This window comes from Chryseobacterium sp. IT-36CA2 (genome assembly GCF_949767875.1).
Classification (GTDB): Bacteria; Bacteroidota; Bacteroidia; order Flavobacteriales; family Weeksellaceae; genus Chryseobacterium.
Window position 1 is genome coordinate 158817 of record NZ_CATKPG010000025.1, and the last position, 14504, is coordinate 173320.

A 14504-nucleotide genomic window follows, 5' to 3' on the forward strand; every position below is an offset into this window, starting at 1 on the left:
AATTTAAATTTGAGGGTTTTTATTTTGGTTTTCAAGTTCAGCCTGGCGTTTTGCAATTTCTGCGGCCTGTTTTTCAAGCTCTTCTTTATCTTTTTGTAATTGTTTGAATTCTTTCTTCTTTTGTTCTGCTTTCATCGCACTTCCTTTACTCAGATATCCTACCATCCCTCCAATAATAAGCCCTATTCCAACTCCTGCCATCATTCCCATAATGTGAGAAATCTTTATTTGTTCTACGGCAAAATCGGTAGTCAGATAGAAAAGTAGTGCAGAAACAGCTAAAAGTATAAGTCCGGTAATTGATAAACTCTTCATAATATTGTGTTTAGGTAGTTACATAAAAAAGCCTTACCAAATTTACTAAAAATTTAATAAGGCTTTATTCAAGATTAAAATTCTAATTATAATTTTCCTCCCGCAGCCTTATAATATTCTAAAGCTTTCGGAAGATCTTTGTTGATATCTGAAATTCTTGTTTCCGGGTTCGGGTGGGTAGATAAGAATTCAGGCTGTCTTGCTCCTGTAGATGCGGCCTCCATTCTGTTCCAGAAAGGAATTGCTGCTCTCGGATCATATCCTGCCATAGACATCAGGTAAAGCCCCATTTCATCGGCTTCAGATTCCTGACCTCTTCCGTATTTCAATAAAGCAACCTGTGAACCGATAGGATATACCTTCTGGAAGACACTTGCCCATTGTGAATTCGAAATTGTTCCTCCAAGGATAGCACCTCCATACTGCGCCACCATTGCTTGTGAAATTCTTTCATTTCCGTGGCCTGCCAATGCATGGGAAACTTCATGTCCCAGTACCACCGCAAGTCCGTTATCGTCTTTTGTTACCGGTAATATTCCAGTATAGACTGCTACTTTACCACCTGGCATACACCATGCATTCAACTCAGTACTTTGCAGAAGATTAAATTCCCAGTTGTAGCTGGCAAGATCTGCCGATCTTCCTATACTCTGATAATATCTTTCTGCAGCACTCTTAATTCTGTTTCCTACATTTACCACTCTTTTTGCATCTGCCGTACCGGTAATCACTTTACCTTTAGACAATGTCGTCTTGTATTCCTGAGAAGACATAGTTAAAATCTCCGAATTGTTGGCCAGCTGTAAAGAAGACCTTCCTGTAATCGGGTTTGTAGTACAGGCAACAGCCGAAAGAGCAATAGCCCCCATTCCTAATAGATGTGTAACTTTCATAGTTTGTGTGTTATTAACTCAACCTTAACAATTTTTATTCCAAAATATTTCAGAAAGAATATATTTGCATACATTTTGCTGTTTAAATTTAATAATTATTTCATTATGAAAAAGTATATTTCTTTATTGATAATTTTTGGATTCCTGTTCTTTTTTCAAAGTTGTGCATCACAAGGTTCATTAGATTCTAAAACAGTGGACACTTTAGTAAATTCTCAAGAGTTTACATTTCATGCAGAAAGAGCCAATCCTACGAATTATGACGTTATCAATGTCATGAATTCAATGCCTAATGCTACAGCTACAAGAATATTGAATCTGAACGGAGATTATACCATTGATGTAAGTAAAAATACACTGGATGTAGTGCTGCCTTATTTCGGAAGGGTTTTCAACCCATCTTATGGAAATACCGGAGACAACAGTTACAGATTCACATCAAAAGATTTTACAGTTAATAAAACTCAGAATAAAAAAGGAACATGGACTTTAAAGTTCAAACCGAACGATGTAAGAACCATTGATGAAGTGAATATCGAGATCTTTAAAAACGGTAAAGCTTTCGTTTCTATGAGAAGTAACGATAGACAACCGATCACATATGACGGTTATGTTTCAAAAACGGAAGTAAAACCGGAAAAGGAGAAACCTTAATGTCTATTTTCATTAGATAGAAACTTTTCTACAAATAATTTTGCTTCAGTGCTTGGATTAGAAACCATCGCTGAAGCATTTTTTTTATGCATATGATATGCCTCTTCTACTGCATTGCTCTTTTTCATCAGGGATAAAATATATTCCTGAACCCAATATTCGAAACGCTTTTCGGCCTGCTGAACGCGTATTTCTTCAAAACGCCCGGTTTTCTTTTTCAGATCAATAAATTCGAAGATGGTATCATACACTTCCTGTAATCCTTCATTAAACAAAGCAGAGCCCAATAAAACAGGGATTTTCCAACCTTTTTCTTTAGGTGGAATAAAATCTAAGGCTCTTTTTAGTTCAAGTCTTGTATTTTTTGCTTTCTGAAGATTGTCCTGATCTACTTTATTGATGAAAATAAGATCTACCATTTCCATGATCCCTCGTTTTATTCCCTGAAGTTCGTCTCCGCCTCCAATGATTTTAAGAAATAAGAAAACATCGGTAATATCAGCAACAAGAACTTCTGACTGCCCAACTCCAACGGTTTCTATTAAGATATAGTCGTAGCCGGCAGCCTCGCAGATCATCATGGTTTCAAAAGTAGTATTGGCTACTCCACCCAGAAATCCTGAGCTTGGGGAAGGGCGTATAAATGCATTTTCTTCTTTGGCCAATTCTTCCATTCTGGTTTTATCACCCAAAATGCTTCCTTTATTGATTGCTGAGCTTGGATCTATCGCCAGAACCGCTACTTTTTTGCCTTGAGCAATAACCAATCGTCCGAAATTTTCTATAAAAGTGGATTTTCCTGCTCCGGGAACGCCTGTTACTCCTACCCTCACAGAGTTGCCGGTAAGGGGCATAATCTTCTTAAGAAGCTCTTCTGCCTGTACTCTGTGTTCTGCTTTTTTACTTTCAACCAATGTAATAGCTTTTGCAATCAGGCGTTTGTTTCCTGACTGTATTCCGTCTATTAGCTCTTCTGTGGAAAATTTCATTGATTCAAAATTAATAATTAAAATGGGAATGATCAATAGCCGGATCATAATGATGATACAAAAGACTTAAATTGTCTTTGTTTGAGATTATCAATTTTTCATGAATTTAATTTTTATTTCTTCTAAATTAAAACTAGAACGCCCTGTATCAACGGGTTAAGGAATTTATTACATTTGTTATATCTCAAAAAGAAGAAACATGAAAAAACTCATCGCTGCGGCTTCGTTTACTGCTATTTTGCTGGTTTCCTGTACGCCGAAAGCTTCTACATCCGCTGCTGCTACAGGAACCTCTACATCTACTGCAGAACAGATTGCTCAGGGGAAAACAATTTTTGAAAACTCCTGTGGAAGATGCCATAAACTGCCTGATCCTTCTTCACACAATCCTGTACAATGGGTAGGAATTATGAATTCTATGGCTCCAAAAGCAAAACTGACGGATGAGCAGCACCAATGGGTTTATGATTACATTGTTTCTGTGAAGAAATAATCATCAAACAAAAAAATAGGGTATGAAAAAACTTATCTTAACCGGTATCGCAGCATCAGTATTTCTGGTATCATGCGGACCAAAAAGTGTGGCTGTAACAGGGCCAAAGTATACTTCATCTGAGCAACTGGCGCAAGGAAAGACCATTTTCGAGAATTCCTGTACAAAATGCCATAAGCTTCCAGAACCTACCAAACATGACGATAAGGGATGGATCAACACTTTAAGCCGAATGGCTCCAAAGGCTAAACTGACTGATGAACAGCATCAAATGGTATATGATTATCTGATCTCTGTGAATAAAAAATAAGCTTTCTAATGAAAGCTTATTTCTTTTAATTCCAATAAGTTCAAACAGATTATTCTGTTTTTTTTATAGTTCTTGTTCTGGTTACTTTTCCTTTGACCAGCTTTTCTCTGTCTTCTATGACTTCAAGTGCAGCACGGTTGTAAGCAAATTTTTTAGCTTCTTTAAGGGTTGCCAAAGCCTGTTTGTATTCAAATTTTCTTTCCTGGAGAAGAGACAGACAGTTCAGGATTTCAGATTTATCAATCCCTTTTAGCTTTAGAGCAAACTCAATCAATTTTTCTGCTTCCTTGTAATCTTCATTATTCAAAAGACATTCGATATAATATTTGGGAATATTGATATTCCCGATGTTACTCTGCATAGCTTCATCAAAGTATTTCTTTGCGGTTTCATAATCTTTCAATTCTTCCGAATACACTCTTCCCATCAGACAAAGACTGTCTGCATCTTCGGGTTCATAAGACAAAGCATAATTCAGTGCATCCATACATTCAGAAAGGTTGAATGGGAAATAGTCCAGCGCTTCAAAATAATATTTGCTTTTAGTTAAGGTCATTGTTGTAGTTTTTGAGTTCATTTTTCAAGGCATTCCTTTGTTTTTTGAATGTCCTGTCTTCGTAATTCTTTTTAAAATCTGTTCCTGAAAATGTACGAACCGGATTTCCGCGTTCTACCTGCATCTGAAGAGACCAGGTATCTTTCAGCTTTCTTTCCAGTTGCTGGATATAAACTGCCATTACCTTTTCCTTGAGCCTGATAACGGATAGTTTTTTATTCTCCAGCTGTGAACGGGAGTCCTGTACAAAAACAGTTTCATTGGTAGGAATATAAGTGGCACGCACAGCGGTATTCACCTTGTTCACGTTTTGTCCTCCACTTCCCTGACTTCTCGCAGTCTGAAACCGGATATCTTTTTCATTGAAATCAATCATTTTTATATTTTCCAATTCAAAAATTCCGATAAACCAATTGCTCCTTTTATGCAGTTTCCTGAATGTACTTTTCCCAACCCAGCAAACGCTTCCCAGCCAGCTTTTTAAAAACGAGGACAGCTCTTTTCCTTTTAAAAGAAGAGTTACTGATTTTAATGTCAGGTTTTCATCACCATTTTCACGATGAATGATTTCGTATTCTATTGTATTTTGTTTGGCCTCTTCAAGAAAGGTCTTCAGAACCTTGGCTACTACCCACTGGCATTCTAAAGGTCCTCTCCCTGAAGTGATCTGTATTAATTTTTCCATTTTTTAATTTGGCATTTTACTTAATAAAGGGTGTCCAACAGGATCTATTCCCTTTTGTAATAATTCTTTTGCAGCCATTACTGCCCAGCATTTGTCGCTGGAATGAATATTTCTGTAAAAAGAAAGTAAGACATCGGGTTTCACAACGGTAAAGCCATTGGCTTCTATGGTCTCAAGATCATCTTTTTCAAAAAAATCTATGGTAATTCTGTGAAACTTACCATTTTCCAGTTCTACTGTTTTCTCATACCTGCGGAAGTTTTCCTCGCTCGGCAGATGGTCATATCGGGTCCAGACTTTCTGGAGTCCTTCCTGCTGAAGAATGATAACAACTTCTGCTACATTTTCTTTTTTTACAAAAACATCAATATCCTTATGGTCATGAGCATGCTTGTATTCCGTATGTCCTTTTTCCGACATGAAATGCCATGCCCATCCTCCTGATATAATGACTTTATCTTTTAATTTATCTAAAATTTCGAGTCCTGATTGAATTCTAAATTCCGGCCAGACTTCACCGTATCTTTTTATGTTATGTGGTGCTCCCATTTTTTTTAATTTTAAAATAACTCTTTATTAAACCTTATAGGTTTTGGAAACCTATAAGGTTGTAAAGTATTAGACTAATTATTTGTCCATTCTCACAATTCTTGGCTGGAATGTTCCCAGGATATCTACCAATTCGCTCTGTGCATCCATCACTTCATTGATGTCTTTGTAGGCCATTGGTGCCTCTTCTGCATTTCCACCCATGAGTGTAACATTTTTCAGTTTCAGTTCTTTTTTGATATCATGCTGAGTAAAAAGGCTTCTGCATTCTCCTCTTGAGTGAGCTCTTCCCGCTCCATGTGATGCTGAATTCAGGGATTCAGGATTTCCTTTTCCGCGAACGATAAATCCTTTTGCGGTCATCGATCCGGGTATCATTCCCAATTCATTTTCATTGGCAGGCGTAGCTCCTTTTCGGTGAACAATCACTTCTTTGCCGTTATGAATTTCTTTCCATGCAAAATTGTGATGGTTTTCAATTCTGGCTTTTACTCTTCCACCGACTGCTTTTACCAGTCTTCTGTGAATATCATCATGACAGGCTGAAGCATAATCTCCGGCAAGGTTCATCGCCGTCCAGTATTCTAGTCCAAGATGGGTACTAAGGTCCAGCCAGGCGAAGTTTTGGGCTTCTTTAGGTAATGGACACTGTTCTGTCGCCATTCTTGAATAATACTGGGCAATCTCTGCTCCAAGCCCTCTCGAGCCGCTGTGAGATAGGATTCCCAGGTATTTTCCTTTTGGGAGGCCAATCTGCTTATCTTCTTCGGTAATTTCTACTTCTCCAAATTCTACAAAGTGATTTCCTCCGCCTGAGGATCCCATCTGTTTGATGGCTTTTCCTTTTAATCTTCTTAAGATCGGGATCATATCGAATGTATCTCTGTCGAAAATCTCATGATCTATATGAGATTTATGCGTTTCATACATCCCGAATTTGGTATGTTCGGCAAGCGCTTTTTCATATTTATCTCTTGCTCCTTCAAGATATGAAACCGGTGTATCCAAAATACTAAGGCTCATTCTGCATCCAATATCCATCCCTACTCCGTAAGGAATTACTGCATTTTCCACAGCCAGAACGCCTCCTATTGGAAGTCCATAGCCGCTGTGGGCATCCGGCATTAATGCTCCCTGAGCAGAAATAGGCAGTTTCAAAGCAGTGTATAACTGATTTTTTGCCTCTTCTGAAATATTGTTTCCAAAAATCTGAAATGCAGCACGCTGTGAATTCAGCATTCTTTTTTCTGTTTTTTTGGATGAAAGCAAAGTTTCTGCAATTTGTCCGAAAGTGAGATCTTTCTCAAATGCTTCCGGATTCAGCAGGATTTCCTTTAAAAGAGATTTTACGTGATGGATATTTTTTGTTGCAAAATTTCTTTTCATGACCTCCAATGCTACGTTGACGCTTTGGTTATTTGGATAGCCCAGTTTTAATATATCTTTTCCTTTTAGTTTTAAATTTCCCATTTTTTTTGTTTTAAATAACATTTGGACCTATACGTCCTGTAAGATCTCTGCAATCTCTGTTGCAGAATTTTTGTAGCGAAAGTATTTTGAACTTCCTGTTTGATCAGATTTGTATTTCATTTTCCATGAATTGGATTTTCCATGTATTTTTTTATTGATAATTCCTGCGATTTTATGTTGACATAGATAAGATTCCAGTTCTGCATATTCTTTTTCCAGTTCAAAATCTACAGGCTTATAATGGGTAATTATATTAGGTCTTACTCTCAGGACAAACCTCCATGGTTCCATGAATTCGTAGTAAATCTCATATGTCTTTTTTATAGGACAATATTTTTCTAATTTTAAAAAATATTGTCTTTCCTTTGGAGTAAGTCCGAATTTCGGATCATTCCATAAGTATGAAGAAATTCTGTTAATCTTCTGCTCTCTTTCTACATAGATTCTTCTTCCGAATTTTCTCTTCTTTTTGAGAAACTTTCTGCTTTCAGAATACATGTATGTATTGATTTTCTTTAGAATTCCGTCAAAAAAAAATCCGTTTTCGGTTCTCATGACATCTTCTCTTACCGCAAAAAATCTTACAAATCCTCTTTGGTAAGGTTCATCTAAAGGAATCCATGGAATGTTTCTTCTTATGATCCAAAGCTCTTTACTATGTTTATACTTTTTTCTGATCTGCTTTTCTACATCTTTTCTAATTATTCTTTTTCTGCTCCTCAAGCTTATCAACCTGACAGACAGAAGGTTATCGTTTTCCATTGTTCACAGAAGTCTGATGTGAGATCATAGAAACTTGATTGTTTTATCTCACACAACTTTTAATCAACTAAAACATTAGTTGAATGAATTAATAATAGACGTTAACAGTTTTGAAGAGTAAACCTCATTCTGTATTGTCTGTAATGACACTAAAAAAGATTTCGGGGAAACTTGGAGTTTGAAATATTGCGCAATAAAAAACCCGAAATCTCTACGACTCCGGGTTTTGATATTTCATTGTACTGTTATTCTAAGAATGTACCAAACCGCGAAGCCTTACCACCATAAGGGGCAATCCAACTGTAGAATTCTGTTTAGTTCTGAACATTGCTTCGTCGTTTTTTTATTGGTTAAACTTGATTTTCAGGTGCAAATATATAAATTTTTCTGAGAATCAAAATATTTTTTTTCACTTAAGGTGAATAATGCTGAGAAAAATAGCATCAATAACCTTTGTCATCCTTTTTGTATCGAGTGTTTCCAAAATGTCTGTAGGTTCGTGATAATTTTTATTTCTGAAGAAAGAGGTATCAGTGATCATGAGGGCGGGAAAGTCGAAATTCCAATAATTAAGATGGTCAGAAAAATCTATTCCGGCTACAAATTTGGGAGCTGAGAAAGTTTCTGTTTTGATCTGTTCTGAAGCTTTGAAATTCCCTATAAAGTTTCTTACAAAGGGACCTGCTCCACTGAATTTTTTCACCAAAGTAATGAAATCTCCCTGATCACCATATATCCAGGAAAGAGCACCTACAGGAAAACTCTGAGATTTTTTTTCGTCACGGAAATAGCCAATCATCTCTACACTCGCCATTCCATAGACATCAATTTTGTTGTCTTTTAAATATTTTGCGTGGATATAGCTGCCCATATTTTCGGTTCTGAAATAAGGAGGTTCTTCCAGTGTGTAGGCTACAAGATCAACTCTGTAGCTAAGCTTCTGTCCTTTCAACATTCTTGCCAGCTCCAGAAGGGCCGTAACTCCGGTTGCATTGTCATCTGCCCCCTGCTGGTCTCCACAAACGTCATAATGCGCCCCAATAATGATGCGTTTGGTATTTTCTGTCCCGAAGGAAGTAATTACGTTTTTGTATACTTTCCCATCTACTTTATACTCCTGAAAAGTAGTACTATCACCATAAGCAGCAAAAGTTTGATGAATATAGTCTGCAACAGCATTCAGCTGGTCAATATTTTTATGATTCCGGAATTGTGGAGTTTGGGTAAGGGCTATCAAATGCTTTTTTACCAAAGTAGTATCTGCAATGACCTTAGAGCTTTGCATGGATCCGTTTTTCTTCCCTGAAGCTAACAGGACAACACCAGCGATAATAAAAGAGCCTACGAGAAAAAACAGTTTTTTCCTCGTAGGCTTAATTATATTTTTCAGATTCATAGGATGTGCTTTTCATTTCTGTGCTGAAATTAAAGCTTTTCTGTTTATTTTTCTAAAAATCTTTCCAGAATTTCCACTGCACATTTTGGAAGGTTGGTTCCAGGCCCAAAAATAAAGTCGGCACCGTTGGCATAAAGGAATTCATAATCCTGCTGTGGAATCACTCCTCCTACAACAATGGTGATATCATCTGCTCCCAGTTTGGAAAGTTCTTCCACTACCTGTGGAACTAATGTTTTGTGTCCAGCGGCCAATGAAGAAACTCCTAAAATATGAATATCATTTTCTACGGCTTGCTTGGCTACTTCTTCCGGTGTCTGAAACAATGGAGCAACATCTACGTCAAATCCCATATCAGCAAATGCTGTTGCTACTACTTTTGCTCCTCTATCATGCCCGTCTTGCCCCATTTTAGCAACCATTAGTCTTGGGCGGCGTCCTTCTTCTTCTTCAAATTTCTGAGTCAGATTAAGGGCTTTTTCAAAGTATTCATTTTTACCGGCATTCATTGCGTATACACCAGAGATTGTTTTAATATTTGCTTTATATCTTCCGAAGGTTTCTTCCATGGCATCGCTCATCTCGCCAAGGGTAACTCTTCTTTTTGCTGCTTCGATACATAATGCCAGAAGGTTTCCTTTCCCTGTCTGAGCACTTTCTCGAATTTCATTCAGGATTTGCTCGACAGCTTCAGTATTTCTTTCTGCTTTGATAGTATTCAGCCTTTCGATCTGCTTTCTGCGGACTTCCGTATTATCAATATCTAAGATTTCTATCTGATCCTGCTTCAATGAAGATTTGAATGAATTCACTCCTATGATGAATTCTTCACCACTATCGATCTTAGCTTGTTTTTTAGCGGCGGCTTCTTCAATTCTCATTTTTGGAATTCCGGCTTCGATGGCTTTGGTCATTCCTCCTTCCTGCTCAACTTCGTCAATGTACCTCATCGCTTCTTCGATCATTTGCTGAGTAAGGCTTTCTACCAGGTTACTTCCTCCCATTGGATCTACTACATCACATATTCCACTTTCCTGCTGAAGAATGATCTGCGTATTTCTTGCAATTTTTGCTGAATAGTCTGTAGGAAGGGCAATAGCTTCATCCAGCGCATTGGTATGGAGAGACTGCGTTCCTCCTAGTGCTGAAGATAAAGCTTCTATTGCTGTTCTTGTGATATTATTGAATGGTTCCTGTTCTGTTAAAGACCACCCTGAAGTTTGGGAGTGGGTTCTTAATGCCAGAGATTTTGGATTCTGAGGATTAAATTGTTTTAAAAGGGTTGCCCAAATATATCTTGCGGCACGCATTTTAGCAATTTCCATGAAATGATTCATCCCGATTGCCCAGAAGAAGGATAGTCTTGGGGCAAAATCGTCTACATTCATTCCAGCTTTGATTCCTGTTCTTACATATTCAAGACCATCTGCCAATGTGTAAGCCATTTCAAGTACCGGTGTAGCACCAGCTTCCTGCATATGGTATCCGGAAATGGAAATAGAGTTGAATTTTGGAATGTTTTGCGAGGTATATTCAAAAATATCTGCGATAATCTTCATGGATGGTGCCGGCGGATAGATATAGGTATTTCTTACCATGAATTCTTTCAAAATATCATTCTGAATAGTTCCTGACAACAATTCCTGTTTTACTCCCTGTTCTTCTGCTGCTACGATGTAGAAAGACAAAATAGGAAGTACGGCACCGTTCATGGTCATGGATACTGAAATCTGATCTAATGGAATTTCATTGAAAAGGATTTTCATATCTTCCACAGAGTCGATGGCAACTCCTGCTTTTCCTACATCTCCTACTACTCTTGAGTGGTCAGAGTCATATCCTCTGTGAGTTGCTAAATCAAATGCTACTGAAAGTCCTTTTTGGCCGGCAGCAAGATTCCTTCTGTAAAAAGCATTGGATTCTTCAGCGGTAGAAAATCCTGCATACTGACGGATTGTCCATGGTTTTTGAACATACATAGTGGAATACGGTCCTCTCAGATAGGGTGCAATTCCTGGAGAAGTCTGCGTTAATGATTCATCTTTTACATCTTTTTTTTCATAGGATGATTTGAGTTCAAGGCCGTCTTTTTCAAAATTGTAAATCTCTCTTTCCTGAGCTGATACGTTAAAATCCGGTTTTTTCACAGAAATTGTCTTTCGCATTCCAATTATTTTTGTCCCCGTAAAGTTAATTTTTTTGAGCGAAACATGAAACTTATGTTAACGTTCTGTTTTTGTATATTTTAGCAAAAGAAAAAGGCCGGACAAATGCCCGGCCTTTCTTATTAATATATCGTCTGCTTATTTTTTGATAAGCTTCGTATTGTAAGTATTTTTGTCATCTTTGATAGTGATCACATACATACCTTTGATTAATGAAGCAACATTAATTCTTTGTCCATCAATCTGTCCTTCCTGAGCTAATCTTCCGTCCGCAGTATAGATTTTATAATCTGCTTTTCCTTTCAGATTTTTCACTTCTACAAAAGTATCTGCAGGGTTCGGGTAAATTGAAATTTCAGATGATTTTACTGCATTTGTTTCGTTTACGGCAAGCGTTTCAGAAATTTTTACAGGAAGATCCATTACACCTCCAGCACCTGAAGGAATTTGACCACATGCATCTACTAAATCTGAATTTGCATATTTAGTAACAACTCTCATTCTTAAGGTTTTATCTCCTGCATAAGCAGTGGCTGGCACTGTAAAGTTTGATGCTGCTCCAATAGCACTGTTTACAGATACGTTACTACTTCCTAATCCATAAATTCTTTCAGAAACTTCAAAAATACCATTTCTGTTATAGTCTATCCAGGCATTAATTCTTACTGGTCTTGATGGCATTTGTCCATAAGCACTTGAAATTACTGTTCTAAGATCTAAACTATATTGAGTTCCCTTTACTAAGTTAAGGGTCTTAGCAGGATTTTCACTAAGGTCTTTATAAGATCTGTACGAACCATCTGTATGAATTACGGTACCATTCAATGATACTTGATATACTGTTGCATAGTCTGAAATTCCACTATTTAATATACAGTAATCAATACCTGTTTTTAGACCATTCGTTTTAAATGTGTAATTATTAGAGAATGTTCCAGGAACACTGTTTACAACGGCAGCCACCTGTACTTCATAATTTGTTTCATCTTCAAGACCAGTCAAAACAACTGAATTCGTTGCACTTGTTACATTTGACCAGTTTGAAGCTCCTGTTTTTCTATAATTGATAGAATAAGTTGCTCCAGGTACTCCATTCCAAGATGCTCTGGCTGTTGTCTTGAATACTTCTGTATTTATTGTTGTAAGCCCTGTTGGAGCAGCAGTTGTAGAAGTAGGTGCATCAGCAACCGTAACCAGAGGAGAAACAGCATAGAAAACATTACCAATTGCTGATACTCTCAACTTGATTGGTGTTGTAATGGTATTTGGAATCTGTACTGTAAAGCTACCTGTATTAGGAGCAGAAGCTACCAAATCCGTCCAGGTTGCTCCATTATCAGATGTGTAATCTATTTTTACGTTAGGGGAGTTATAAGGGGCTGTATTTGTATTTGCAACATCCCATTGAATAACGTTATTAACATTTTTATATAGTACTGAAGATGTAGTAAGCCCATTAAACTTGAAAGGCCCGTCATTTCCAATAACTGTATTCACTTCTGAAGAAGAAAGCATTGGTCTTTGTGCGTTTTGGTCTCTTACAGTAATAGCATAACGTACAGTTCTAGGAATATAAGATACAGTCTCCCAATTTGGATTTGGATTATTTGCTGCATCAGTTTTATTGGTAAGAATTCCATTCATTACTAGAGGAAAACTTGGGAAATATCTTCTTCCACTAGCTGTTCCAAAACGGGATCTTGTCAAAGCACCTTGTGTATTATACCCCCAGCCACTATCTCCGGAGATTGTAGCATAATCATCTACGCTATCATTTTGCTCCCATGTATAATTAAGCGCATCACCTTCTGCATCTGTTGCGGTTGCATCAAGATAATAAGCAGTACCTTTCGGAACTGTGTAGGCAGTAAGTGCACCTATTACTGGTGCCGTATTATTGGTTATATTTTCTGAAGTTCCACATGTTGCCTTGCTCTCTAAATTTGTTAAAATCTGATCTATAGATTTATAATGGAAATAAGCATCTGAAGATGTTTGAACATTATCACTTGTAATTCCAGCATATCCCATAATGGTAGTTCCTCCTCCTGGCTCAACATTGGCTCCATATCCTTCAGATTTATTTGAGAAAGTATGATTTCCTCCCAGTTGGTGCCCCATTTCATGAGCAACATAGTCTATATCAAAAGAGTCTCCACTCGGAATACTATTGGCTGGAGAAGTAAATCCTGATCCTTTACCCTCAGGTACACTGGTAGTTGGATCTTCACATACACAACCTACACATCCAGCATTACCTCCTCCCCCGGATGCACCAAATAAATGGCCAATATCATAGTTTGTATTGGTTACCTGGGCAGTTAAAGCATTTTGAAGTTCCAGATTCCAAGCTCCGCCAGATCCTGCAGCTGCCGCGGAATAGGGATCTGTTGCAGGATTTGTATAGATGATACTTGGAAAATCCTGAATAAGCAATTTTATCCCAAAGTCTTTTTGAAATACTCCGTTCACACGGCTCATGGTATTGTTAATTGCAACCAAAGCCGGAACTCTCTTTTGATCATCAGTAGCCGTAGCCGGAACACCAGCCAAATTCATAAAGTACTGAGTATACTCTCCTGTAACAGAAATTGCTAACCTGTAAGTTCTGAATTTTGTACTTGCCGGTCTGCTAGTGATTCCTACATTAGAAAGATTTTTTTTTCCATTAGCTTCTAATGACTTTAGATCTTTAAAGTTCTTTTCGTCTGTAGAACATTCAAACCCGTGTTCACTTTCTGTTCTGTTTGTTTTATAGAAAACACCATAAACCTGCTTATCTGTACTAATAGGCTCTATAAATTGAAATTTTCCGTCTTTGATAATCATTGACTGCATTTCAGTAGGTGCAGTACTGAATCTTACATATTTACCAGGATCATCTACTCCTACTCCAACGTAAGACCCTAACTGATATCTGTCTGCCATAGATTTTTCCATAACAGGATCACTATACACAGCAAATTTCTCAATTTTCCCTTCTGCTGTAGGTAAAGAAACAATAACAGCCTGAGCTCCTTTTCCTGTTTCTACAGCATCTTTCAAAATATTCCTAAGAGATTGCAAATCAAATCTGTAAGAATATTGAACTTCTACTTCTTTTCTGATTTGAGAGGTTTTTTGAGAGGTTGGCTCCCATCTCTGTGCATTGAAACTGGATAGCCCAGCAGCCAACGCACAAACTAATAAAATTCTTTTTTTCATAATTACCTAATTCGTTTATAATTAATAAACTTTTAATATCCGCTATAAAAGTACTAATTATAA

Annotated in this window: 14 protein-coding genes; 3 read left to right on the forward strand and 11 right to left on the reverse strand. The window is 37.4% G+C overall.

Annotated elements, in window-relative coordinates; genetic code table 11:
* Positions 1-3: 3 nt before the first annotated feature.
* A complete protein-coding gene (locus ACM6F9_RS21105; protein WP_129040810.1) occupies positions 4-315 on the reverse strand; it encodes a hypothetical protein in 312 nt (103 codons plus the stop codon).
* A gap of 86 nt (positions 316-401) precedes the next feature.
* Positions 402-1208, reverse strand: coding sequence for a M48 family metallopeptidase (locus tag ACM6F9_RS21110; protein WP_414847485.1), 807 nt, complete (start codon positions 1206-1208; stop codon positions 402-404).
* A gap of 105 nt (positions 1209-1313) precedes the next feature.
* Here ACM6F9_RS21110 and ACM6F9_RS21115 point away from each other — a divergent pair, with 105 nt between their 5' ends.
* Positions 1314-1862: a DUF4251 domain-containing protein gene (locus ACM6F9_RS21115; protein ID WP_414847486.1), complete on the forward strand. Its 549-nt coding sequence runs from the start codon at positions 1314-1316 to the stop codon at positions 1860-1862.
* Here ACM6F9_RS21115 and meaB read toward each other — a convergent pair.
* Positions 1859-2851 (reverse strand): methylmalonyl Co-A mutase-associated GTPase MeaB, encoded by a 993-nt coding sequence (meaB, locus tag ACM6F9_RS21120; protein WP_414847487.1) that lies wholly within the window; start codon positions 2849-2851, stop codon positions 1859-1861. The two genes, ACM6F9_RS21115 and meaB, sit on opposite strands and share 4 nt — an antisense overlap.
* Before the next feature lie 199 nt (positions 2852-3050).
* Here meaB and ACM6F9_RS21125 point away from each other — a divergent pair, with 199 nt between their 5' ends.
* Complete coding sequence (locus tag ACM6F9_RS21125; protein ID WP_414847488.1) at positions 3051-3344, forward strand: c-type cytochrome; 294 nt, start codon at positions 3051-3053, stop codon at positions 3342-3344.
* Positions 3345-3366: 22 nt separating this feature from the next.
* Positions 3367-3654: a cytochrome C gene (locus ACM6F9_RS21130; RefSeq protein ID WP_414847489.1), complete on the forward strand. Its 288-nt coding sequence runs from the start codon at positions 3367-3369 to the stop codon at positions 3652-3654.
* 49 nt (positions 3655-3703) lie between these two features.
* Here the strand turns inward: ACM6F9_RS21130 and ACM6F9_RS21135 are convergent, their stop codons facing one another.
* From ACM6F9_RS21135 to ACM6F9_RS21170, 8 genes are all read right to left on the reverse strand, one after another.
* On the reverse strand, positions 3704-4210 hold the full coding sequence (locus ACM6F9_RS21135; RefSeq protein ID WP_414847490.1) for a tetratricopeptide repeat protein: 507 nt from the start codon (positions 4208-4210) through the stop codon (positions 3704-3706).
* Positions 4197-4895, reverse strand: a complete 699-nt coding sequence (gene prfH / locus ACM6F9_RS21140) for a peptide chain release factor H (RefSeq protein ID WP_414847491.1) — start codon at positions 4893-4895, stop codon at positions 4197-4199. The genes ACM6F9_RS21135 and prfH overlap by 14 nt, the downstream gene beginning before the upstream one ends.
* A gap of 3 nt (positions 4896-4898) precedes the next feature.
* Positions 4899-5444 (reverse strand): hypothetical protein, encoded by a 546-nt coding sequence (locus ACM6F9_RS21145; protein WP_414847492.1) that lies wholly within the window; start codon positions 5442-5444, stop codon positions 4899-4901.
* A 78-nt stretch (positions 5445-5522) separates the two neighbouring features.
* Positions 5523-6914, reverse strand: coding sequence for an RtcB family protein (locus ACM6F9_RS21150; RefSeq protein ID WP_414847493.1), 1392 nt, complete (start codon positions 6912-6914; stop codon positions 5523-5525).
* Between the two features lie 27 nt (positions 6915-6941).
* Positions 6942-7676, reverse strand: coding sequence for a hypothetical protein (locus ACM6F9_RS21155; RefSeq protein ID WP_414847494.1), 735 nt, complete (start codon positions 7674-7676; stop codon positions 6942-6944).
* A 409-nt stretch (positions 7677-8085) separates the two neighbouring features.
* On the reverse strand, positions 8086-9072 hold the full coding sequence (locus ACM6F9_RS21160) for a M28 family peptidase (RefSeq protein ID WP_414847495.1): 987 nt from the start codon (positions 9070-9072) through the stop codon (positions 8086-8088).
* 44 nt (positions 9073-9116) lie between these two features.
* Positions 9117-11237 (reverse strand): methylmalonyl-CoA mutase, encoded by a 2121-nt coding sequence (scpA, locus tag ACM6F9_RS21165; RefSeq protein ID WP_414847496.1) that lies wholly within the window; start codon positions 11235-11237, stop codon positions 9117-9119.
* A 138-nt stretch (positions 11238-11375) separates the two neighbouring features.
* Positions 11376-14441, reverse strand: coding sequence for a reprolysin-like metallopeptidase (locus ACM6F9_RS21170; protein ID WP_414847497.1), 3066 nt, complete (start codon positions 14439-14441; stop codon positions 11376-11378).
* Between the last annotated feature and the right edge of the window lie 63 nt (positions 14442-14504).

Coding starts and splice junctions, on each gene's coding strand:
- ACM6F9_RS21155 (WP_414847494.1), bottom strand. CDS start 7,676: ATGGAAAACGATAACCTTCTGTCTGTCAGGTTGATAAGCTTGAGGAGC.
- prfH (WP_414847491.1), bottom strand. CDS start 4,895: ATGGAAAAATTAATACAGATCACTTCAGGGAGAGGACCTTTAGAATGC.
- ACM6F9_RS21115 (WP_414847486.1), top strand. CDS start 1,314: ATGAAAAAGTATATTTCTTTATTGATAATTTTTGGATTCCTGTTCTTT.
- ACM6F9_RS21110 (WP_414847485.1), bottom strand. CDS start 1,208: ATGAAAGTTACACATCTATTAGGAATGGGGGCTATTGCTCTTTCGGCT.
- scpA (WP_414847496.1), bottom strand. CDS start 11,237: ATGCGAAAGACAATTTCTGTGAAAAAACCGGATTTTAACGTATCAGCT.
- ACM6F9_RS21160 (WP_414847495.1), bottom strand. CDS start 9,072: ATGAATCTGAAAAATATAATTAAGCCTACGAGGAAAAAACTGTTTTTT.
- ACM6F9_RS21170 (WP_414847497.1), bottom strand. CDS start 14,441: ATGAAAAAAAGAATTTTATTAGTTTGTGCGTTGGCTGCTGGGCTATCC.
- ACM6F9_RS21135 (WP_414847490.1), bottom strand. CDS start 4,210: ATGACCTTAACTAAAAGCAAATATTATTTTGAAGCGCTGGACTATTTC.
- ACM6F9_RS21150 (WP_414847493.1), bottom strand. CDS start 6,914: ATGGGAAATTTAAAACTAAAAGGAAAAGATATATTAAAACTGGGCTAT.
- ACM6F9_RS21130 (WP_414847489.1), top strand. CDS start 3,367: ATGAAAAAACTTATCTTAACCGGTATCGCAGCATCAGTATTTCTGGTA.
- meaB (WP_414847487.1), bottom strand. CDS start 2,851: ATGAAATTTTCCACAGAAGAGCTAATAGACGGAATACAGTCAGGAAAC.
- ACM6F9_RS21105 (WP_129040810.1), bottom strand. CDS start 315: ATGAAGAGTTTATCAATTACCGGACTTATACTTTTAGCTGTTTCTGCA.
- ACM6F9_RS21145 (WP_414847492.1), bottom strand. CDS start 5,444: ATGGGAGCACCACATAACATAAAAAGATACGGTGAAGTCTGGCCGGAA.
- ACM6F9_RS21125 (WP_414847488.1), top strand. CDS start 3,051: ATGAAAAAACTCATCGCTGCGGCTTCGTTTACTGCTATTTTGCTGGTT.